The 21,174-nt window shown below is 28.5% G+C and carries 19 protein-coding genes; 15 read left to right on the top strand and 4 right to left on the bottom strand.

Translation table 11 applies throughout. The features are described 5' to 3' along the window. Positions 1 to 99: 99 nt before the first annotated feature. The 12 genes from D9T19_RS06600 to pqqE all read left to right on the top strand — a co-directional run bounded on the left by D9T19_RS06600 (position 100) and on the right by pqqE (position 12,053). Positions 100 to 1,062: a PQQ-dependent catabolism-associated beta-propeller protein gene (locus tag D9T19_RS06600; RefSeq protein ID WP_121627437.1), complete on the top strand. Its 963-nt coding sequence runs from the start codon at positions 100 to 102 to the stop codon at positions 1,060 to 1,062. Between the two features lie 18 nt (positions 1,063 to 1,080). Continuing rightward, positions 1,081 to 2,178 carry an Opr family porin gene (locus tag D9T19_RS06595; protein ID WP_121627436.1) on the top strand — a complete coding sequence of 366 codons (1,098 nt, stop codon included), beginning with the start codon at positions 1,081 to 1,083 and terminating at the stop codon, positions 2,176 to 2,178. A gap of 329 nt (positions 2,179 to 2,507) precedes the next feature. Further along, positions 2,508 to 4,397, top strand: a complete 1,890-nt coding sequence (locus tag D9T19_RS06590) for a methanol/ethanol family PQQ-dependent dehydrogenase (RefSeq protein WP_121627435.1) — start codon at positions 2,508 to 2,510, stop codon at positions 4,395 to 4,397. Between the two features lie 86 nt (positions 4,398 to 4,483). After that, on the top strand, positions 4,484 to 5,185 hold the full coding sequence (locus D9T19_RS06585) for a pentapeptide repeat-containing protein (protein WP_121627434.1): 702 nt from the start codon (positions 4,484 to 4,486) through the stop codon (positions 5,183 to 5,185). Positions 5,186 to 5,468: 283 nt separating this feature from the next. Beyond that, the gene (locus D9T19_RS06580) at positions 5,469 to 6,191 is read left to right on the top strand and encodes an ATP-binding cassette domain-containing protein (protein ID WP_121627433.1); all 723 of its coding nucleotides are present in this window, start codon (positions 5,469 to 5,471) and stop codon (positions 6,189 to 6,191) included. A gap of 4 nt (positions 6,192 to 6,195) precedes the next feature. After that, positions 6,196 to 6,978, top strand: coding sequence for an ABC transporter permease (locus D9T19_RS06575; RefSeq protein ID WP_121627432.1), 783 nt, complete (start codon positions 6,196 to 6,198; stop codon positions 6,976 to 6,978). 76 nt (positions 6,979 to 7,054) lie between these two features. Next, the gene (locus D9T19_RS06570; RefSeq protein WP_121627431.1) at positions 7,055 to 8,830 is read left to right on the top strand and encodes a methanol/ethanol family PQQ-dependent dehydrogenase; all 1,776 of its coding nucleotides are present in this window, start codon (positions 7,055 to 7,057) and stop codon (positions 8,828 to 8,830) included. 33 nt (positions 8,831 to 8,863) lie between these two features. Then, positions 8,864 to 8,938: a pyrroloquinoline quinone precursor peptide PqqA gene (pqqA, locus tag D9T19_RS06565; protein WP_071626476.1), complete on the top strand. Its 75-nt coding sequence runs from the start codon at positions 8,864 to 8,866 to the stop codon at positions 8,936 to 8,938. Between the two features lie 105 nt (positions 8,939 to 9,043). After that, positions 9,044 to 9,961 carry a pyrroloquinoline quinone biosynthesis protein PqqB gene (pqqB, locus tag D9T19_RS06560; RefSeq protein WP_121627430.1) on the top strand — a complete coding sequence of 306 codons (918 nt, stop codon included), beginning with the start codon at positions 9,044 to 9,046 and terminating at the stop codon, positions 9,959 to 9,961. A 17-nt stretch (positions 9,962 to 9,978) separates the two neighbouring features. Then, the gene (pqqC, locus tag D9T19_RS06555) at positions 9,979 to 10,722 is read left to right on the top strand and encodes a pyrroloquinoline-quinone synthase PqqC (protein WP_228197977.1); all 744 of its coding nucleotides are present in this window, start codon (positions 9,979 to 9,981) and stop codon (positions 10,720 to 10,722) included. Further along, positions 10,691 to 10,960 carry a pyrroloquinoline quinone biosynthesis peptide chaperone PqqD gene (pqqD, locus tag D9T19_RS06550; RefSeq protein ID WP_121627428.1) on the top strand — a complete coding sequence of 90 codons (270 nt, stop codon included), beginning with the start codon at positions 10,691 to 10,693 and terminating at the stop codon, positions 10,958 to 10,960. The genes pqqC and pqqD overlap by 32 nt, the downstream gene beginning before the upstream one ends. After that, entirely contained in the window at positions 10,953 to 12,053 is a 1,101-nt protein-coding gene (gene pqqE / locus D9T19_RS06545) for a pyrroloquinoline quinone biosynthesis protein PqqE (protein ID WP_121627427.1), read from the top strand. The genes pqqD and pqqE overlap by 8 nt, the downstream gene beginning before the upstream one ends. 60 nt (positions 12,054 to 12,113) lie before the next feature. Here the strand turns inward: pqqE and D9T19_RS06540 are convergent, their stop codons facing one another. Together D9T19_RS06540 and D9T19_RS06535 are read right to left on the bottom strand one after the other, a co-directional pair. Further along, the gene (locus tag D9T19_RS06540) at positions 12,114 to 12,797 is read right to left on the bottom strand and encodes a hypothetical protein (RefSeq protein ID WP_121627426.1); all 684 of its coding nucleotides are present in this window, start codon (positions 12,795 to 12,797) and stop codon (positions 12,114 to 12,116) included. A 25-nt stretch (positions 12,798 to 12,822) separates the two neighbouring features. Next, positions 12,823 to 14,277, bottom strand: coding sequence for an acetyl-CoA carboxylase biotin carboxylase subunit (locus D9T19_RS06535; protein WP_205588695.1), 1,455 nt, complete (start codon positions 14,275 to 14,277; stop codon positions 12,823 to 12,825). A gap of 116 nt (positions 14,278 to 14,393) precedes the next feature. On the opposite strand from D9T19_RS06535, the gene D9T19_RS06530 reads away from it, so the two are divergent. Together D9T19_RS06530 and D9T19_RS06525 are read left to right on the top strand one after the other, a co-directional pair. Further along, complete coding sequence (locus D9T19_RS06530; RefSeq protein WP_121627425.1) at positions 14,394 to 15,269, top strand: AraC family transcriptional regulator; 876 nt, start codon at positions 14,394 to 14,396, stop codon at positions 15,267 to 15,269. 56 nt (positions 15,270 to 15,325) lie between these two features. Next, on the top strand, positions 15,326 to 16,873 hold the full coding sequence (locus D9T19_RS06525; protein ID WP_121627424.1) for an ATP-binding protein: 1,548 nt from the start codon (positions 15,326 to 15,328) through the stop codon (positions 16,871 to 16,873). A 6-nt stretch (positions 16,874 to 16,879) separates the two neighbouring features. On the opposite strand, the gene D9T19_RS06520 is transcribed toward D9T19_RS06525, so the two are convergent. Together D9T19_RS06520 and D9T19_RS06515 are read right to left on the bottom strand one after the other, a co-directional pair. After that, a complete protein-coding gene (locus D9T19_RS06520) occupies positions 16,880 to 17,539 on the bottom strand; it encodes a response regulator transcription factor (protein ID WP_121627423.1) in 660 nt (219 codons plus the stop codon). Then, positions 17,536 to 19,452, bottom strand: coding sequence for an FIST N-terminal domain-containing protein (locus D9T19_RS06515; RefSeq protein ID WP_121627575.1), 1,917 nt, complete (start codon positions 19,450 to 19,452; stop codon positions 17,536 to 17,538). Before D9T19_RS06515 ends, D9T19_RS06520 begins: the two co-directional genes overlap by 4 nt. A 219-nt stretch (positions 19,453 to 19,671) precedes the next feature. Between D9T19_RS06515 and D9T19_RS06510 the strand changes: the two genes are divergently transcribed. Next, positions 19,672 to 21,168, top strand: coding sequence for an aldehyde dehydrogenase family protein (locus D9T19_RS06510; RefSeq protein WP_121627422.1), 1,497 nt, complete (start codon positions 19,672 to 19,674; stop codon positions 21,166 to 21,168). The last annotated feature ends 6 nt before the right edge of the window (positions 21,169 to 21,174 follow it).

The following is a 21,174-nucleotide window of genomic DNA, read 5'->3' as shown; positions in this document are numbered from 1 at the left end:
TCTAGTTTCCATAGCATAAGTTTAGCAAAATTATTTTGCTAAACTCATGCTATAAATCTTAATTATAATCTTAAAATTAAAAACAAGGAGAATTATTTTATGAAAAAGACATTGTTAGCTACATCGTTGATTGTAAGTTCACTTTTAAGTGATACTATTTATGTTTCAAACGAAAAAGATAATACTGTATCAGTTATTGATTCAGTTACAAATAAAGTTATAAATACTGTACAAGTAGGTCAAAGACCAAGAGGTATATTATTAAACAAAGATTATTCAAAACTATATATATGTGCTAGTGATGATGATACTGTTCAAGTTATGGATATTAAAACAAATAAAATATTATATAACTTACCATCAGGTGAAGATCCAGAACAGTTTGCTTTAACTCCAGATGGAAAAGAATTATATATTTCAAATGAAGATGATGCAATTGTAACAGTTGTAGATACTATAAATAAATCAGTTGTAGCACAAATTGATGTTGGAGTTGAACCTGAAGGAATGGCTGTAAGTCCTGATGGAAAAATGGCAATTAACTCAACTGAAACATCAAACTTTTTACATTGGATTGATACAAGTACAAAAGAAATTGTTCATAATACTTTAATTGATCAAAGACCAAGACATATAGAATTCTCTAAAACAGGAGATAAAGTTTGGGCATCAAGTGAAATTGGTGGTACTGTAACTGTTGTTGACTCTGATAAAAAAGAGAGTATTGCAAAAATAAAATTCAGAATACCAAGAATATTCAAAGATTTAATACAACCTGTTGGAATTAAATTAACAAGTGATGGTAAATATGCTTTTGTTGCACTAGGACCTGCAAATCACGTTGCTGTAATTGATGCAAAAACATATAAAGTAATTAAATATTTATTAGTTGGTAAAAGAGTATGGCAATTGGCTTTTTCTGAAAATGAGAAAAAACTTTACACAACAAATGGTGTAAGTGGTGATGTTTCTGTTATTGATATAGATAGTTTAAAAGTTGAAAAAACAATTAAAGTTGGAAGATATCCTTGGGGATTAGCAGTTATTCCATCAAATAAATAATAAAAAGGAAATAAATATATGAAAAAACAATTAAGTCTAATAACTTCAGGACTGATTTTATCTAGTTCATTAGCTTTTGGTGCAAATTCATTCGAAGAAGCATTAAAAAGTGGAACAGTAAATGGTTCTTTAGAAATGTATGGAATAAAAACTGATAACAAAGGTGGCAATAAAGATACTGGTTTTATATCAGGTACTGTTGGATTATCTTATGAAACTGATTCTTTTAAAGGATTTAGTGCAAAAGTTGGATTTATAGGTGCTCATGTTTTTGATGATAAAAATGATGGTGCTGAAGAAGTTGAAGGTAAAGCTTTAATGAATGTAGCCAATATAAAATATGAAACAGAAGGTTTTTTAATAAAAGCTGGTAGACAAAATGTTAATTTAGAATGGATGACAGATTATCATGAAGCTGTTATTGCAGAAATCACATCAATTCCAAATACATCAATACTACTTGGATACTCAGATAAAATAGCATTAGCTGATGCTGATGAATTATCTGAAACATTTGAAGAAGTTAATGGATCAAAAGGTATTTATGTTGCTGATGTAATTTATCAAGGTATTTCAGATTTAGACTTAAATCCATACTATTATACAGCTCCTGATATGGGAGATTTATATGGTATGAAAGTTGCTTATTATTTTGATGATGTTGAACTTAGTGCTCAATATGCTAAATCAAAAGAAGATACAGCCTCAGGATATAAAGATGGATCAATTGCTCATGTTAATATTGATACATCATTAATGGGAGTAAACTTATCAGCTGGATATGTTAAAACAGATAAAGATGGAACTGGTTCTATAATTTCAGAATTAGAACTAGGTGATAATATCTCGCCATTTGAAGATGGTAATTATATTTATGATGAAGATGCAAGAACAGTTTATGGTTCTGCTTCTTATTCAATAGATGATATTGCTTTTGGTGCATTATATGGTGAAACTAAATATGCAGATGAAAAAGAAAAAGAATTAAATCTTTCAGCAGAAATAGAAATAGTTGAAGATGTAATAGAACTTGAAGCATTATTTGTAAAAGTTGATGCGCAAAATAGTGATGATGATTATAATAAATTTATACTTGAAGTAGAATATTCTTTCTAAAAACTCTTTTTATAACTTAGGAAAATGATCCTAAGTTATAAATTCTTACAAAATTTCAAAAAATTCCAAAATTCAAAAAATCAAAACAAAATTGACTAAATACAAGTACATATTTTTTATTATGTATAAATTCCAATTTTATACAAATAATAAAGTTATTACACTAATTTATAAATTACTAAATTATTATAATTGCATATATCGCTAAATTCATGCTATTTAAAACATGTAAAATTCTTATAATTATTTATAGCATATAATTTTAGTTATCATTATTATTATTGTAATAGCTAATTAAATAATAATATAAATAATAAAACTAAGGAGAGATGATGAAAAGTAATTTGTTACGAAAAGCAGCTGTTGTGACGTTTATTGGTTTATTAGGATTACAATCTGGTATTGCAAGTACTGATACAAAAAAAGTATCTTGGGAAGATATACTAAATGATCAAAATACACCTGAAGATGTATTGATGTATGGAATGGGACCTAAGGCACAAAGGTACTCTAAACTTGATGAAATAAATGTAGATACTGTAAAAGATTTAGTTCCTGCATGGAATTTCTCATTTGGTGGTGAAAAACAAAGAGGTCAAGAAAGTCAAGCATTAGTACATGATGGTATTATCTATGTTACAGGTTCTTATTCTAGAATATTTGCATTAGATGCAAAATCAGGGGAAAAGATTTGGGAATATGGTCATAGATTACCAGCTGATATAAAGCCTTGTTGTGATGTTGTTAATAGAGGAGCAGCAATATTTGGTGATAAAGTATTCTTTGGTACGCTAGATGCAGGTATGGTAGCATTAAATAAAAAAACAGGGAAAGTAGTTTGGAAAAAAAGATTTGGTTATGAAGATAGACCAAATAAAGGATACAAAGACGGTTATACAATGACTGGTGCGCCAACTATTGTAAAAGATAAAAAAACTGGAAAAGTATTATTAATTCATGGTTCATCAGGTGATGAGTTTGGTGTTCTTGGTAAATTATTTGCACTAGACCCTGATACAGGTAAAGAAGTTTGGATGAGACCAATGGTTGAAGGACACTATGGAAGATTAAATGGTAAAAAATCTACACCTTCTGGTGACCCTAAAGCTCCATCTTGGCCAAATGATCCTAACAATGAAACTGGTAAGAAAATTTCTTGGAGTCATGGTGGTGGTGCTCCTTGGCAAAGTGCAAGTTATGATGTAGAAACAAACTCAATTATAATAGGAACAGGTAATCCAGCACCATGGAATACATGGGAGCGAACAGCAGATGGTGGAAATCCTGATGATTGGGATAGTTTATATACTTCGGGACAAATTGCTATTGATCCAACAACTGGTAATATTAAATGGTTCTACCAACATACACCAAATGATGGTTGGGATTTCTCAGGAAATAATGAACTTGTATTATTTGATTATGTTGAAGATGGTAAAACTATAAAAGCTACTGCACATGCAGATAGAAATGGTTTCTTCTATGTAATTAATAGAGGAAATATGCCAGCAGCTAAAAAACAAAGAGAAGATCAAGCTAGAAGATTTGTAAAAGCATTCCCTTTTGTTGATAAAATTACATGGGCTAGTCATATTGATGAAAAAACTGGTAGACCAGTTAAAAATCCAGGACAATATCCACCATTAGCAAAAGAGGGTGAAACTAAAGGTGAATCAATTAGAGTTTCTCCACCATTCTTAGGAGGAAAAAACTGGAATCCAATGGCTTATAGTCAAGATACAGGATTATTCTATCTTGGAGCTAACCACTGGGAAGAAGATTATTGGACAACTCCTGTTCATTATAACAAAGGTGCAGCTTACTTAGGACAAGGATTTAGAATTAAAAGAACTTATGATGATCATGTAGGTGTTTTAAGAGCAGTAGATCCTGTTAAAGGTGAAATTGTTTGGTCACATAAAGAAAAACTTCCTTTATGGGCAGGTGTTTTAGCAACTAAAGGTGGATTAGTATTCACAGGAACTGGTGATGGTTACTTAAAAGCATTTAATGCAAAAACAGGTGAAGAATTATTTAAATTCCAAACTGGTTCAGGAATTGTTTCTTGTCCAATAACTTGGGAAGAAGATGGTGAACAATATATAGGTCTTGCAAGTGGTTATGGTGGAGCTGTTCCTTTATGGGGTGGTGAAATGGCTGAATTAACAAAACCTGTATCACAAGGTGGTTCTTTCTGGGTATTTAAAATAAAAAAATAAAATTTTATAAACAAATTGGGAATTGAAAAATAAAATTTTATAAAAAACAGGTAGTTTTAAACTACTTGTTTTAAAAAGGTATAAAAATGAAAAATATAATTATAACGTTGTTTATACTTTTTAATATTGCAAATGCTTATGAAGAAGATGAACTTTATCCTACTATAAATGGATGTAAGTTAGAGCCTAAAACTAGCTGTCCTAAAGTAGATTTAAGTAATCAAAATTTATCAAATTTAGATTTAAAAGAATCAAACTTTGAAGGTGCTAACTTCGAAGGTGCAATATTAGATGGTACAGATTTAACAAAGTCTATATTAAAAAAAGCAAATTTTAAAAATGCTAAATTAAGACATACTATTTTAAAACAATCAAATATGAGTAATACTAATCTTGAAAATGCAAATTTAGCAATGGCAGATTTAAGACATACAAATATTAAAGTTACAAAAGCTACAAATGCTAATTTTGATGGTGTTAATGCTTGGGCAATATTTGCACAAGGTGGAACTTTTGATAATTCCTCTTTTCATGGAGCAAATCTTAATTTTGCAAGAATGAATGGTGCAAGTATGAAAAATTGTGATTTACAAGCAGTTAATTTAGAAGCAGCATGGATGAACAAGGTTGATTTTGAAGGTTCAGATTTATCAAATGCAGATTTACAAGAATCAAAATTATCAGATTCTTCATTTTATAAAGCGATATTAACAGGTGCAAGAATTCATTATGCAAATTTTAATTCTGTTTATATGCAAGATTGTGTTGATTGTCCTGTTGATTGGTAAAAATTCATAAAATATGTATAATTTTATTAGATAGTAAGTTGCATATTTTTAACTTGCTATCTAGAATTAATAATTTTTTGTTGATAATTACAGCAGATTAAATAACTAAAAATATCTAGAAAAATTGTATTTAATATGTACTTTTTCTATTCTCTAAGTAAAAAATTATTTTTTATTTACTTTTTTAGATTTTTTATCTATATAATTTTGCTTTAAAACTCAATGCTAAATTATTGCTATAAACTTTACATATAATGAATAAAAATAAAAGTTAGTGATAAAAATGCAAAAAAAAATATTAGAACTTAAAAACATAGACTTTTCATATGGAAAGAAACAAGTATTAAACAATATATCGTTTGAAATAAATAATGGTTCATTTTCAGTTCTATTAGGACTTAATGGAGCAGGGAAGTCTACTATATTCTCTTTAGTAACAAGACTCCAAAATCTTCAAATAGGTGAAATTATTATAAATGATTATCCTATTAAAAATTACTCAAAAGCATTAAAAGATATTGGAATTGTATTTCAAGAACCTACATTGGATTTAGATTTAACTGTAAAACAAAATTTGTATTATTATGGTGCATTAAAAGGTTTGGGATTTAAAGAAACATTAAAATCAATCCATGAAGAAATAAAAAGATTAGAACTAGACAATGTTTTAGATACAACTGTACGAAATCTAAATGGTGGACATAGAAGAAGAGTTGAGATTTTAAGAGCTTTGATTGATAAACCAAAACTTTTATTACTTGATGAACCTACTGTTGGATTAGATTTAAAAAGTAGATTTGATATTTTAGATTATGTTAGAGATTTAGTTGCAAGAGAAGGACTTAGTGTCTTATGGATAACACACCTTTTTGATGAGGTAGATGAAAATGATGATATTACGATTATAAAAGCAGGAAAAATTATAGATAAAGGAATAGTTAAAAATATTGTTGCTAAACACGAAAAAAACAATTTAGTAAATACATTTAACTATTTAGTAAGGTAGCGTTATGAAAAAATATGTTTCTTGTATGAAAGGTATTGTTTACAAAGAATTAATTAGATTTTTAAAACAAAAAAGTAGATTTTTCTCAGCATTGGTTCGTCCACTATTATGGTTATTCATATTTTCAGTTGGATTTAAAACAGCATTAGGTCTTGCAATTACTCCACCTTATGAAACATATATTACTTATGAAACATATATTGTTCCAGGACTTGTTGGTATGGTTTTACTTTTTAATGGAATGCAAAGTTCACTTACTATGATATTTGATAGAGAAATGGGAAGTATGAAAATACTTTTAACATCATATATAAATAGAAACTATCTTTTATTTTGTAAAATGTTCGCAACTGCAATAGTTTCAACACTTCAAGCTATGGCTTTTTTAATAATTGCAAGATGGTATGGTGTTGATATTTCTTATAGTGCAATGATTCTTACTATTCCTATAATAATAGTGTCATCAATTATATTAAATGCTTTTGCACTTTTTATTTCATCAGTTATAAAACAATTAGAAAACTTTGCAACAGTTATGAACTTTGTAATTTTCCCGATGTTTTTTTTAAGTTCAGCACTTTATCCACTTTGGAAAATAAAAGATTCATCATTAGTGCTATTTAATTTATCATCTTATAACCCATTTACTTATATTGTAGAGGCAATTAGATTCTCTTTATATGGAAAATTTGATGAAAAAATATTCCTAATTATAGCAATTTCATTTGTAATTAGCCTATTAATGGCGTTTATTGGGTTTAAATCAAAAAAAATTTCAAATAGCTAAACTGAAGCTATATTTGTTATGTATACTTTCGATAAGACAAATTCCCAATTTGTTATAATAATTATAAGGAGAGAGAATGATTAAGAAAAAACTACTTTCTGCTGCTACTGCTTTTGCACTTTGTGCAGTTATTAGCGGACAAGCAAATAGTGATGTAAAAACAGAAGCATCGTATAGTCCAGTAACATATTCAGAAATTTTAAATGATGAAAAAACAACTGGTGACATATTAACATATGGTATGGGGCAAAAAGGTCAAAGATATTCACCTTTAACTCAAGTTAATAAAGACACAATTAAAGATTTAGTTCCTGTATGGAATTTTTCTTTTGGTGGTGAAAAACAAAGAGGGCAAGAATCTCAACCAATAGTTAAAGATGGAGTAATGTATGTTACTGCTTCTTATTCTAGAGTATTCGCAATTGATATAGCAAGTGGTGAAGAGTTATGGCAATATAATGCAAAACTTCCCGATGCTATTTTACCTTGTTGTGATGTTATTAACAGAGGTGTTGCAATTATTGATGATGTAGTAATTTTTGGTACGTTAGACGCTAAACTAGTAGCTCTTAACAGAAAAACTGGAAAAGTTGTTTGGAAAAAAAGAATTGCAAAATATAAAGAGGGTTACTCAATTACAGCCGCTCCACAAATTGTAAAAGGTAAAGTTATCACTGGTGTTGCTGGTGGTGAGTTTGGTGTTGTTGGAAAAGTTGAAGCAAGAGATCCAAAAACTGGTAAATTAATCTGGTCAAGACCAACTGTTGAAGGTCATATGGGTTACTTAAATGGTAAAGAAAATGGTATTAGTGGTGGAGAAGCTGGTAAAACATGGCCTGGAGATTTATGGAAAAATGGTGGAGCTGCTCCATGGCTAGGAAGTACTTATGATCCTGATACAAACTTAATTTATATAGGAACTGGAAATCCATCACCTTGGAATTCACATTTAAGACCTGGAGATAACTTATTCTCTTCTTCAAGACTTGCAATTAATCCTGATACAGGGAAAATTGTTTGGCATTTCCAATCAACTCCTCATGATGGTTGGGATTTTGATGGTGTAAATGAATTAATTTCATTTGATTACAAAGATAAAAACGGTAAAACAGTTAAAGCTGCAGCAACTGCGGATAGAAATGGTTTCTTCTATGTATTAAATAGAGAAAATGGTAAGTTTATTACAGCTAATCCATTTGTTTCTAATATTACTTGGGCTAAAGGAATTGATAAAAATGGTAGACCACTTTATATAGAAGAGGGAAGACCAGGTAATCCTGCATCTGCAAGTAAAGGTAAATCAGTATTTGCTGTACCTGCATTCTTAGGTGCTAAAAACTGGATGCCAATGGCATATTCTAAAAAGACAAAAAATTTCTATGTTCCTTCAAATGAATGGGGAATGGATATTTGGAATCAACCAGTTTCTTATAAAAAAGGTGCTGCATATTTAGGTGCTGGATTTACAATTAGACCAATCTTTAAAGACCATATTGGTTCTTTAAAAGCTATTGAGCCTTTAACTGGAAAAATTAAATGGGAATATAAAAACCCTGCACCATTATGGGGTGGAGTTTTAACTACTGCTGGTGGTTTAGTATTCGCAGGAACTCCTGAAGGTAAATTCTTAGCGTTTGATGATGAAACAGGTAAGATTTTATACAAATTCCAAGTTGGTTCTGGAATTGTTGGATCACCAGTTACTTGGGAACAAGATGGTGAGCAATATATCTCTATCGTTTCAGGTTGGGGTGGAGCTGTTCCTTTATGGGGTGGTGAAGTTGCAAAACAAATTAAAAACATAAACCAAGGTGGAACGGTTCATGTATTTAAGTTACATAAATCAAAATAACAAATAAAAAAATCTTAATGAAAGGAGATTATCATGGAATGGAAAAAACCAACTTACGTTGACAACAGATTTGGATTTGAAGTTACAATGTACATTTGTACAGTATAATTTCAATTAAGGTTAAAAAGATTAAGGGCTTAGGCTTTTAATCTTTTTTCATTTAATTGAGCTTTTTTAGAAAGCTTATTTAAATGAAAAGAAAAAGGATTTATTTTGAAAATTCAAGTTTTAGGATCAGGTGCAGGTGGAGGTCTTCCTCAGTTTAATTGTAACTGTGATAATTGTAAAGCATATAGAGCAGGGTCAAAAACAGTAAAAAGAAGAACTCAAAGTTCTATAACAATAAGTGAAGATGGTGAGAATTGGGTTTTATTTAACACTTCACCAGATATTTTAGAACAAATACATAATTCCCCTTTTTTACATCCTACAGCTTTAAGAGAAACAAAAATAAAAGCTATTGTTTTTAATGATGGACAAATCGATCATACAACAGGACTTTTAATGCTACGTGAAGGCTGTCCTCATCAAGTATACTGTACAAAAGAAGTAAATGAAGAACTTAATACTTCTTTTCCATTATTTAAAATGTTACAACATTGGGATGGTGGAGGAACTTTTTGGAATGAAATTCTTCCAGATAGTAAAACAAAGTTTGAAATACCTGTAATGCCAAATTATGAATTTTATGCTCATGCATTAATTTCAAATGCACCACCATATTCTGCTTATAGAGATAAGCCAAGAAAAGGTGACAATATTGGACTTACAGTAGTAAATAAAAATACAGGAAAAAGACTGTTTTATTTACCAGGTCTTGGAGTATTAGAAGATCATGTTTTTGAAGAAATGAAAAAAGCAGATGTTCTTTTAATAGAAGGAACACTTTGGACAAATGATGAAATGATAAAAGGAAACTTTTCTAAAAAACTAGGAACTGATATGGGACACATTCCTTTAAATGGTGAAAACGGTCTTATAAAAATTTTAGATTCATTAGAAAAACCACGAAAAATATTAATTCATATTAATAATACAAATCCAATTTTAGATGAAAAAAACGATGAATATAAAGAACTTATCTCACATGGAATAGAAATTTCATATGATGGTATGAGTATTGAAATATAAGCAAAAGGAAAATGAAAATGAGTGAATTATTAAGTAGAGAAGATTTTGAAAAAAAACTAAGAGATATGGGTTCAATGTATCATATTCATCATCCTTTTCACGTAAGAATGTATGAAGGTTCTTGTACTAAAGAAGAAATACAAGGTTGGGTAGCAAATAGATTTTATTATCAATGTGCAATTCCAATTAAAGATGCGGCAATTATGTCAAATAATCCACCTATTGAAGATAGAAGAAAATGGGTTGATAGAATATTAGATCATGATAGTGTTGATGGTGGTATTGAAGCTTGGCTAGATTTAGGTGTTGCAGTTGGTTTAAAAAAAGAAGATCTAATCTCACATAAATTTGTACTTCCAGCTGTAAGATTTGCTGTTGATGCTTATGTAAACTTTGCTAGAAGAAGTCCTTGGAAAGAAGCTGCAATGTCTTCATTAACTGAAATGTTTGCACCTCAAATTCACCAACAAAGATTAGATACATGGCCTAAAAATTATCCATGGATAGAACAAGATGGATTAAAATATTTTCAAAAAAGATTAAGTGAAGCAAGACGAGATGTTCAACATGGATTATCAATGACTTTAGTAGAGTTTGATACAGTAGAATTACAAAATAGAGCTTGTGAAATTTTACAGTTTAAATTGGATATTCTATGGACAATGTGTGATGCTTTATATTTAGCATATGAACTAAAAAGACCACCATATTTTAATATAAAGGATTGTAATGCAACTAGAAAAATCACTTGCGATAAATAATCATTTTCAACTTCAATGGGAAGAAAAACAAAATTGTTTTGTATTATTATATCCAGAAGGAATGGTTCAACTAAGCCAAAGTGCTGGTGAAATCATGAACCTTTGTGATGGAAAAAATACTATAATAGATATTACAAATGCATTAGAAGAAAAATTTAATTTAGTTGGACTTTTAAATGATGTAAAAGAATTTTTAGAAGATGCGATGAATAGAAAGTGGGTAATTTACAATGACTAATGAAATAAAACCTCCATTATGGATACTTTTAGAATTAACACATAAATGTCCACTAGAGTGTGCATACTGTTATAATCAACTTGATTTTACAAATACAAAAGATAAAATGAGTACAAAAGACTGGTTTAGAGTAATGGATGAAGCAAGAGATATGGGTGCTGTTCAGCTTGGTATTTCAGGTGGTGAACCATTATTAAATAAAGACTTAGTACAAATTGTAGAATATGCAAATAATAAAAAGTTTTATACAAACCTTATTACTTCAGGTGTTGGAGCTCCAAAAGGAATAGTACAAAAACTAAAAGATGCAGGGCTTAAAACTGTTCAACTTGGAATTCAATCTCATGATAGAAATACTATGACATTAATTACAAATAATAAAAACTCGTATGATGAAAAAATAGCTTTTGCAAAAGAAGTAAAAGCTGCTGGATTACAGCTTATTATTAATACTTGTATTACTAGACAAAATATTCATCAAGTAGGTGAGATTATCGAGTTTGCAGATGAATTAGGTGGGAACTACCTTGAAATTGCAAATATTCAATATTATGGTTGGGCATTAAAAAATATTAATGCACTTCTTCCAACACAAGAGCAACTAGATGTTGCAAAAAAAGTAACAGATTTTTATAGATCAAAAGAAAAAGCTATGAAAGTATTCTTTGTTGTTCCAGATTATTTTGCAGATAGACCAAAAGCCTGTATGAATGGATGGGGAACTACATTTTTAACAATTAATCCAGATGGTGTTGCACTTCCTTGTAATACAGCAAATACATTACCTTTGGAATTTCCAAATGTTCATGACTTTTCAATTGAACAAATTTGGAATGAATCTCACGCTTTTAATTATTTTAGAGGTGATTCTTGGATGAACCCAACTTGTGCATCTTGTGATGAAAAAGAACAAGATTTTGGAGGATGTAGATGTCAAGCATTTGCATTAACAGGAGATATGAATGAAGCTGATCCTGTATGTTCTAAATCAAAATTCCATCATGTAGTAACAGATAAAGTAGCTGAAAGCTTAGGAACTACAGATGCAAAAATATGGTATAGAAATAGAAAAAACTCACTTCTACTTTCGTAAGAAATTAGAAAAGTGGTGTACTTTTAAAAGTACACCGCTTTTTGTGCATATTTAAGCATTTTATTTTCTCTTTTTTCTTCTAGTTTTTGATACTCTTTTTTCGTTTATTTTGAAGTTATAGTTTAGATATTTTTTCACCATTATTTCTGAAACATCGTACATTTCATCAATATTAGTTTTGACTTTCCATACATTTTCATTTTCTACTTGGCTTCTATTTTTTTTCAGTTCTAGATTATTTTTATTATAAATTCTTAGGATAGTGTCTACTGGAAAGTTATCTACAAATGGATGTAAAATCAAAGATTTTCCATACTCTTTTTTATAATTATAAAGTAGGCTAAAGGCTAATAATTCTGGAATCCATAAAGAGCCTTTTTGTAATTTTGTAGAAAAAATTGCTGTAATATATTTGTAATAAACTTTCATAGGTTCTAAGCTTCTTACAATTTTTCCATGTAGGGCTGATTGGCTTTTGTTATTAAATAAGTTTATTAGTGTATCTCTATTTATTATATTATTATCTAAATAATTTTTTAAGTTAGCTACACTTTTATTTATTAATTCTAAGTCACTTTTACTTGCTGTTATAAGCATTGGGTTTGATTGATCTGTGTATTCTAATCTATCAAAATCACTTAATAATGTATGTACAACTAAAAGTAGGGTATCTACTTTTAGTTTCTGTAAGTTTATTGATTCACATTGTTTTAATACTAGTTTAAATTGATTATTTTGATCCATATTATTCCTATCTAACATAAAATAATTACCTTACGCTAACGTTTTTTTCTTTTATACTTTTAAGTAATTGAGTTATATTTTTCATTTTTTTTTCTTCTTCTTCAATATGATTTATTGCATCCATATTAAATTTATCTAATTTTTTTTCAAGATAACTTGTATCAATATTCCCCTCTATAAAGTCAATATCTCTTACAATTTCTCTATGTAAAGGAATATTTGTAGGAAGTCCTTGGATATAAAACTCATCTAATGCTCGTCTAGCTTTTCTTACTGTTCCTTCCCAGTCTAATCCCCAAACAATTAGTTTTCCAATCATTGAGTCATAGTTCGCAGGGATTTTATATCCAGTATAAATACTAGTATCTATTCTAACTCCTGGACCTCCTGGTGTTAGGTATTTTTCTACTGTTCCAGATGATGGCATAAATTTTTTCTTAGGATCTTCAGCATTAATTCTAAACTCAATTGCATAACCTCTAAATTTTATTTCTTCTTGTAAAAATTGTAGTTTATCACCTTCTGCTATTTCTATCATTCTTTGAATAATATCAATTCCTGAAATAATCTCAGTTACTGGATGCTCAACTTGAACTCTTGTATTCATTTCAATAAAATAAATATTGTCATCTTTATCAACCAAAAATTCAATAGTTCCAACGCTCTCATATCCTAATTTGAACATTGCTTTTGTTGAAACCCTATATAATTCTCTTCTTACTTTTTCGTTAAGTCTTGGACTTGGAGCAATTTCGATTACTTTTTGGTGTTTTCTTTGAATAGAACAATCTCTTTCACCTAAGTGAAGAACATTTCCATATTTATCTGCAATTACTTGAACTTCAATATGTCTTGGGTTTTCAACAAACTTTTCAATAAAAGCATCACCTTTTCCAAAGAACTTTTTGGCTTCATCTGTAGCTGCTTCAAACATTTCTTTGAAATCTTTTTCTTCTCTTACTATTCTCATACCCTTACCACCACCACCAAAAGCAGCTTTGATAATAACAGGAAAACCAATTTCTCTTGAAATCTTTTCACCTTCTTTGATATTTGTTACAGGAGTATTTATACCTTCAAGAACTGGAACTCCAATACCTTTCATAGCTTCTTTTGAAGCCATTTTATCCCCAAAAAGTGCTATATGTTCAGCTTTTGGACCTATAAAAATTACACCTGCTTTATCACAAGCTTGAGCAAATTCAGCACTTTCAGATAAAAAACCATATCCAGGATGAATAGCATCACAATTAGCTTTTTTTGCTAAATCTATAATTCGATCATAGTTTAAGTATGCTTCAATAGGATTTCCAACTAATGGATAACACTCATCAGCTTTTCTAACCCAAAGACCCTCTACATCAACTTCTGAAAAAATTGCAACAGACTTAATATCTAATTCTTTACATGCTCTAATGATTCTTAAAGCAATTTCCCCTCTATTGGCTACTAAAACTTTTTTAATTTTCATTATATTCATCCTTTTAAGTTATGATATTATTGTATTGTTTTATTTAAATTAGTTCTTCTTTCTTATTGCTTCTAAAATTGTTCATTTGTGCTAATTTAATACTTTAATTATGCTAATATATATTTATGAAAAAAGAAACTCTAGAAAAAAGAACAAAAATAGCTAACAATATTTTATATTATATATATACACATATTGAAATAAATATTGATATAGAAGAACTTAGTATTGATTTAGGTGTGAGTAAATTTCATATGCATCGTATTTTCAAAGAGATATTTGGAATAAATATATATGAAAATATAAAATCAATTAGATTACAAAAAGCATCAAATCTACTTTTGACAAATAAATACTCAACAATCTCAAATATTGCTAATATGTGCGGATATTCATCTCAATCATCTTTTATAAAGATTTTTAAAGAACGATTTGAACAAACACCAAAACAGTGGAGAAATGGTGGTTATAAAGATTATTCAAATAAAATTTTAGAGCAATCGGAAATAGCAAAAAAATCAACAGCAGATTTTTCAAATATAAGCCCAGAGATAGTAAAAATGCCTGCTATGAAAAGTTTTTATATTAGAAATAGAGGTTATAATTTAAATATTAAACAAACGTGGCAAAAGCTTCAAACTTGGGTTTTAACAAATGATATTCATTCATATAAGCAAATAGCATTATTTCATGATAATCCAACAATCACACCATTAAATGAATGTCAATATATAGCTTGTATCGTCCCAGATGAAAGTGAAATAATAACAAGCAATAGACTTCCTAGTTTTAATATAGCAGCAGGTGTTTATGCAAAGTTTGATTTACAAGGAAAAAAAGGAGATGTGTTAAAATTCATACATTGGGTTTATCACGAATGGCTTCCAAATAGTGAATATGAAACAACTACAAAACCATCATATACTGTATATAAAAAGAATAATTATCTAAATAAAGAAGATGATTTTGATATTAGTTTTTATGTTTCTATTAATTTTTAAACAAATGAAAGATAGATACAATATAAATAAGTAAAGCATAATATAAAGGGCTATAAATGAAATTGAAAAAATTACCAATAGGGATACAAACATTTAGTGAAATAAGAGAAGATAATTATGTATATATTGATAAAACACAAATAGCATTTGATTTAATAGATAACTATAAATATATCTTTTTATCAAGACCAAGACGATTTGGGAAAAGCCTTTTTTTAGATACCTTAAGAAACATCTTTGAAGCAAAAAAAGAATACTTTAAAGACTTAGCAATAGAAAATCAATGGAATTGGAAGGTAAGTTATCCTGTTATTCATATTAACTTTGCAAATGGTAAATGTAAGAGTAAAGAAGAAATAAATGAAGCTATTATTCGTACATTAAAAGAAAATCAAAAGAACTTAAATATAGAATGTGAAGAAAAAGGTAGTGTATCAGGATGCTTTAGAGAATTAATAATAAAAGCAAATGAAAAGTATAAACAAAAAGTAGTGATTTTAGTAGATGAATATGATAAACCAATCTTAGATAATATAGAAAATCCAGAACTTGCAAAAGACATAAGAAATAGACTACTTGATTTATATAGTGTTATAAAAGGAAGTGATGAGTTTTTACGATTTGCATTTTTAACAGGTGTAAGCAAGTTTACTAAAACGTCATTATTTAGTGGATTAAACAATATAGTAGATATTAGTCTTGATGAAGATTATGGAGATATTTGTGGATACTCTCAAAATGATGTAGAAACAACATTCAAAGCATATTTAAAAGGTGTAGATATGCAAATGCTAAAGACTTGGTACAATGGCTATAACTTCCTAAAAAGTGATATGTATAATCCTTTTGATATATTATTATTTATTGCAAAGAAACACAAATATAGTAACTACTGGTTTGAAACTGGAACACCAACATTTTTAATGAAATTAATCAAAGAACAAAATTATTTCTTACCAAATCTTTCAAATCTAAAAGTAGATGAAAAATTGCTAAATAGCTTTGATATAGAAAACCTAGATTTAGAAGTGATTTTATATCAAAGTGGATATTTGACTATTGATAAAGTAGTGGAAAAACCAAGAGGAGGATTTTGGTATTATCTTAAAGTTCCAAATAAGGAAGTAAGACTTTCTTTAAGTGATTATATTATAGATTATTTTGTTTCTAGTAATATAACTACTAGAATTAATACACAAGATAATATTTATGAAGCATTAGAAGATAAAAATATACAAAACTTCAAAGAATCTCTAATATCAATATTTTCATCAATACCATATAACAATTACGCAAAAAATAATATATCTCAATACGAAGGTTTTTACGCAAGTGTAATATATGTTTACCTACAATCTCTAGGCTTAAATATCATAGGCGAAGATGTAACAAGTAAAGGAAGAATTGATTTAACTATTATTATGGATAATGCAATTTTTATAATTGAGTTTAAAGTAGATGGTAAAGAAAATGCATTAGAGCAGATTAAAGATAAAAAATATGCAACAAAATACCTTAATCATAATAAAGATATTTATCTTATAGGAATTGAATTTAATTCTCTTGATAAAAATATTTCTAAGTTTGAGTGGGAAGAGTGTTAAAAAGACCTAATTTGGTCTTTCCACCATATAACCACTTCCTCTGATATTTTTAATAAAATCTTCTTTTAAAACTTTTTTAACTCTATTTACTTCAGCTCGTATAGTAGCATTATCAATAAAATCATCATTCCATACATAGTTTCTAAACATATCATATTGAACTACTAAGCTTCTATTATGAGCTAGTAGTTCTATAATTTGTATTTGTCTTTTTGGTAAAATATGAGGTTCATTGTTAAATAATAAAGTCATAGTCTCACTATCATAGCTATAGTTTTTTGATAATCGTTTATGTCTTTGAGGAACAATAGTTGTTTTTAAAATTTTATTTATTCTAATAGTTAATTCTTTTAAATGAAAAGGTTTTTTCAAATAATCATGGCAACCAATATCAAAAGCTCTTGAAATGTCTTCTATTTCAATTAATGCAGATATATATATAGTTGGTATAACTCTTTTTTGATCGTGTAATGTTTCTAATATTGTAAATCCATTTATATCTGGTAAATTAATATCTAGGATTAATAAATCAAATTTTTCATTATCTAATATTTGTAAACAATCTCTTCCTGTACTAGTACTTCTTACTACATGTCCTGTTGATGTTAAATATTCACCTATCATTTCATTTAACATTGCATCATCTTCTAATAGTAATATTTTCATTTTATTTCCTTAAATATATATGTAAATGAGGCCCAATTTATACCTGATTCTAATTGTATACCTACATTTTCTTCACTACAAATACGTTTTACTAAGTTTAATCCAAGACCAAAGCCTTCTTGGTCATTTATTTGTTCTCTATAATATTCTTCAAATATTTTTTGTTGATCTAATATTTGTTTAGATTTACTCTCTATTATTAAATGACATTCTTTATTTATAACATTCATTTTAACTCGTATTAGCTCATTTGGTAATGAATATTTAATTGCATTAGTAAGATTATTATCTACTATTCTTTGCAGTTTTATTTCATTAAAATTTAATATAATAATTTCTCTTTGTGATGAAAATTCAAATTTTGATTTAAATTTAATAGCAGATTGTGAGAAAAAATCAATTCTTGATCTTACAAAATCAACTAAATTTATTTGATGTGTTGCTTCATTTACTTGATTTTTCTTAATCAAATAACTTAAGTCATCATATATACTAGATATGTTTTTCATAGCAACTTCTATATTTGACATATATTTATTTTTGCCATTCTCCATTTCATACATTTCAACATTTCCCATTATAATTGATAATGGCGTATTTGTTTCGTGAACAGCATATTTTAAAAACTGTTTTTGAGAATCAAGAAGATTTTGTACATATTTTTTGCCTTCTTCTAATTCTTGTGATTGTTCACTATAATCTTTTGATGATTGTTGTATTAAATGTGTTAACGCTTGTAAGCTTCTTGCGTGTTCTGAAATTGCTTGTGTAGATTTTTCAAGTTCACATGATGTTTTAAGATTATAATCATTATTCTCAACTTCACTTAATGCTACAATAGTAAGTGTTTGATTTAATAATTCATTATTCCCCTTATTATGGTAAAACTCTCCATAAGTAAAAAAACCAGAAGTTGGAGCAATTTGAGAAAAAGGTTTTATCTCAATATCTACCATACTTGGCATATATCGTCTTCTTGCCATACATGAATAAATAAAAAAAGATTGTGTATTTTTTATATTACAAGTATCAAATAAAGATTCTAAAGGATTATTCATAATAAGTTCAACATTACCAAATCCTAGTTTTACAACATCACCCTCATATAAATTTCCAGCAAAACTAAGACTACCATCTTTATGTTTATTTATTACAGCTCTAGCAATAGGTAAACCATTCCTTTTTACAATTAAAGGAAATTCAATTCCTGTAGCTGGAAGAGCTTTTGCTACATATTCACCTAAATATTTTTCATAAAAATCTAAAGGTTTCATTCCTGAAATTTCATAAACTCTATTAGCTTCTACTTTATCAATAGTATGTTCAATTCCAATTGGCGACCAATTAAAGTTATATGCATTACAAACTTTTAATGTTTTAGAGTCTAAGGCAACTGCTACTGCACCTTTTGTAATAATTTTATTTTGAGAAGATACAAATGTTTGTGTAAAGTTTGCATTATCACCAGCCATTCCTCCTGCAACAATAATATTATCATTTACAGATTGAATACCTTTTAAAAAAGCTTCGCCATTCATTCTATCTCCATCACTAAAAGATATAAGTAATTTTGTATCTTTTGTGAATAATTCTTTAGCAATAGAAATTCCATTTTGGAAAGAGTCTTTTTTTCTTACATAAGTTGTTTTTAAAGTAGTATTTTCAAAAATAGAAAAAGAGATAACAGTATTACATGTAGTGATTTTACTATTATTAATTTCTCCATCTGTTGATGAACCAATACAAATAGCTTGAGGTAGCTCTTCTAATAGTTTAGTAACTATTTCTTGCATAATTTCTTTTGTATGTCCACAAAAGATTTGAATTAGTATATTTTTCTCTTTTTTTATTAAAGAAAAATTAATTAAATCATCAAGAGGTTCTTTTGTATACGTATAATTAAATGTTTTCATAAAATATTGTATCATATAAATTAAAAATTTAAAAGAAAAAAACTCTTCTTCAAGCACCTAAATAAGGGAAATGTCAAGAAAAAAAAGTATCGCTATACTCATGCTATATTTGAGCTATAATTATGCTATTTTAATGGAGTAGAATTTCATTAAGCAAAAAACATCAGCTCTTATATAAGGGATATGTTTTTATAAACTAATAAATTAAAAGGAAAAAAAATGGCATATACTAGACCAGAATTTAAAAAACAATTTGAAAACTTTATCGGTGGAGAATGGGTAGCGCCTCTAAGTGGAGAATATATTGATAATATTTCACCAGTTGATGGAGAATTTTTAACAAGTGTTCCTAGATCAAATGAAAAAGATGTAGAATCTGCTGTACTTGCTGCTGACAAAGCATTCCAAGAATTTAAAAAGACTACTATAGTTGAAAGAAGTACATTATTAAATAAAATTGCTGATGCAATAGAAGCTAACTTAGAAAATATTGCCGTTGCAGAAACTTTAGATAATGGTAAAGCTGTTAGAGAAACTTTAAATGCTGATTTACCTTTAGTTGTAGATCACTTTAGATATTTTGCTTCAGTAATTAGAGGGGAAACTGGTACAACTAGTGATTTAGATAATACTACTGTATCTGAAGAAATTCATGAACCATTAGGTGTTGTTGCTCAAATTATTCCTTGGAACTTCCCATTATTAATGGCTGCATGGAAATTAGCACCTGCATTAGCTGCTGGAAATTGTGTTGTTATGAAACCAGCATCTGCTACTCCAATGGCTATTTTAATTATGATGGAAGCAATTCAAGATATATTACCAAAAGGTGTTATTAATATTGTTAATGGTTCTGGTGGGAAAATCGGTAAATTCCTTACAACTCATCCATTAGTTAGAAAAGTTGCATTTACAGGTGAAACTTCAACTGGTCAAATGATTATGCAATATGCTACAGAAAATATTATTCCTTCTACACTTGAACTTGGTGGAAAATCACCAAATATCTTTATGGAATCAATTATGGATAAAGATGATGAATTCTTTGACAAAGCTATTGAAGGTTTAGTGTTATTCGCATTTAACTCAGGTGAAGTTTGTTCTTGTCCTTCAAGAGCATTAATTCAAGAATCAATTTATGAACCATTTATGGCTAGAGTATTAGAAAGAGTAAAAGCTATTACTCAAGAAAATCCATTGGATCCTGCAACTAAAATGGGAGCTCAATGTTCTGTTTCTCAAAAAGAGAAAATTCTTTCTTATATCAAAATTGGTAAAGAAGAAGGTGCTGAATGTTTAATTGGTGGAGATGCTTATGATAATAAAACTTTCCCTAATGGAAACTACATTCAACCAACAATCTTCAAAGGTCATAATAAAATGAGAATCTTCCAAGAAGAAATCTTTGGACCTGTTTTAGCTGTTACTACATTTAAAGATGAAGCAGAAGCATTGGAAATTGCAAATGATACTATCTACGGATTAGGTTCAGGTGTATGGTCAAGAGATGCTCATCAATTACATAACATTTCAAGAGGACTTGAAGCTGGTAGAGTTTGGGTAAATTGTTACCACTTATACCCATCACATGCATCATTTGGTGGATATAAAAAATCAGGTATCGGTAAAGAAACTCATATGATGGTATTAAATGCATATAGACATACTAAAAATATTTTAACTTCTTACTCAAAAGATGCATTAGGATTCTTTTAGGCCTTA

The sequence above is a fragment of the Poseidonibacter antarcticus genome (assembly GCF_003667345.1).
Taxonomy (GTDB): Bacteria; Campylobacterota; Campylobacteria; order Campylobacterales; family Arcobacteraceae; genus Poseidonibacter; species Poseidonibacter antarcticus.
The sequence above is the reverse complement of the archived record's forward strand: the minus strand, read 5'-3'. Positions and strand labels throughout refer to the sequence as shown.

Excerpts from the sequence above, each read along its gene's own strand:
- D9T19_RS06600 (WP_121627437.1), top strand. The coding sequence starts at position 100 with ATGAAAAAGACATTGTTAGCTACATCGTTGATTGTAAGTTCACTTTTA.
- D9T19_RS06595 (WP_121627436.1), top strand. The coding sequence starts at position 1,081 with ATGAAAAAACAATTAAGTCTAATAACTTCAGGACTGATTTTATCTAGT.
- D9T19_RS06590 (WP_121627435.1), top strand. The coding sequence starts at position 2,508 with ATGATGAAAAGTAATTTGTTACGAAAAGCAGCTGTTGTGACGTTTATT.
- D9T19_RS06585 (WP_121627434.1), top strand. The coding sequence starts at position 4,484 with ATGAAAAATATAATTATAACGTTGTTTATACTTTTTAATATTGCAAAT.
- D9T19_RS06580 (WP_121627433.1), top strand. The coding sequence starts at position 5,469 with ATGCAAAAAAAAATATTAGAACTTAAAAACATAGACTTTTCATATGGA.
- D9T19_RS06575 (WP_121627432.1), top strand. The coding sequence starts at position 6,196 with ATGAAAAAATATGTTTCTTGTATGAAAGGTATTGTTTACAAAGAATTA.
- D9T19_RS06570 (WP_121627431.1), top strand. The coding sequence starts at position 7,055 with ATGATTAAGAAAAAACTACTTTCTGCTGCTACTGCTTTTGCACTTTGT.
- pqqC (WP_228197977.1), top strand. The coding sequence starts at position 9,979 with ATGAGTGAATTATTAAGTAGAGAAGATTTTGAAAAAAAACTAAGAGAT.
- pqqD (WP_121627428.1), top strand. The coding sequence starts at position 10,691 with ATGCAACTAGAAAAATCACTTGCGATAAATAATCATTTTCAACTTCAA.
- pqqE (WP_121627427.1), top strand. The coding sequence starts at position 10,953 with ATGACTAATGAAATAAAACCTCCATTATGGATACTTTTAGAATTAACA.
- D9T19_RS06540 (WP_121627426.1), bottom strand. The coding sequence starts at position 12,797 with ATGGATCAAAATAATCAATTTAAACTAGTATTAAAACAATGTGAATCA.
- D9T19_RS06535 (WP_205588695.1), bottom strand. The coding sequence starts at position 14,277 with ATGAATATAATGAAAATTAAAAAAGTTTTAGTAGCCAATAGAGGGGAA.
- D9T19_RS06530 (WP_121627425.1), top strand. The coding sequence starts at position 14,394 with ATGAAAAAAGAAACTCTAGAAAAAAGAACAAAAATAGCTAACAATATT.
- D9T19_RS06525 (WP_121627424.1), top strand. The coding sequence starts at position 15,326 with ATGAAATTGAAAAAATTACCAATAGGGATACAAACATTTAGTGAAATA.
- D9T19_RS06520 (WP_121627423.1), bottom strand. The coding sequence starts at position 17,539 with ATGAAAATATTACTATTAGAAGATGATGCAATGTTAAATGAAATGATA.
- D9T19_RS06515 (WP_121627575.1), bottom strand. The coding sequence starts at position 19,452 with ATGAAAACATTTAATTATACGTATACAAAAGAACCTCTTGATGATTTA.
- D9T19_RS06510 (WP_121627422.1), top strand. The coding sequence starts at position 19,672 with ATGGCATATACTAGACCAGAATTTAAAAAACAATTTGAAAACTTTATC.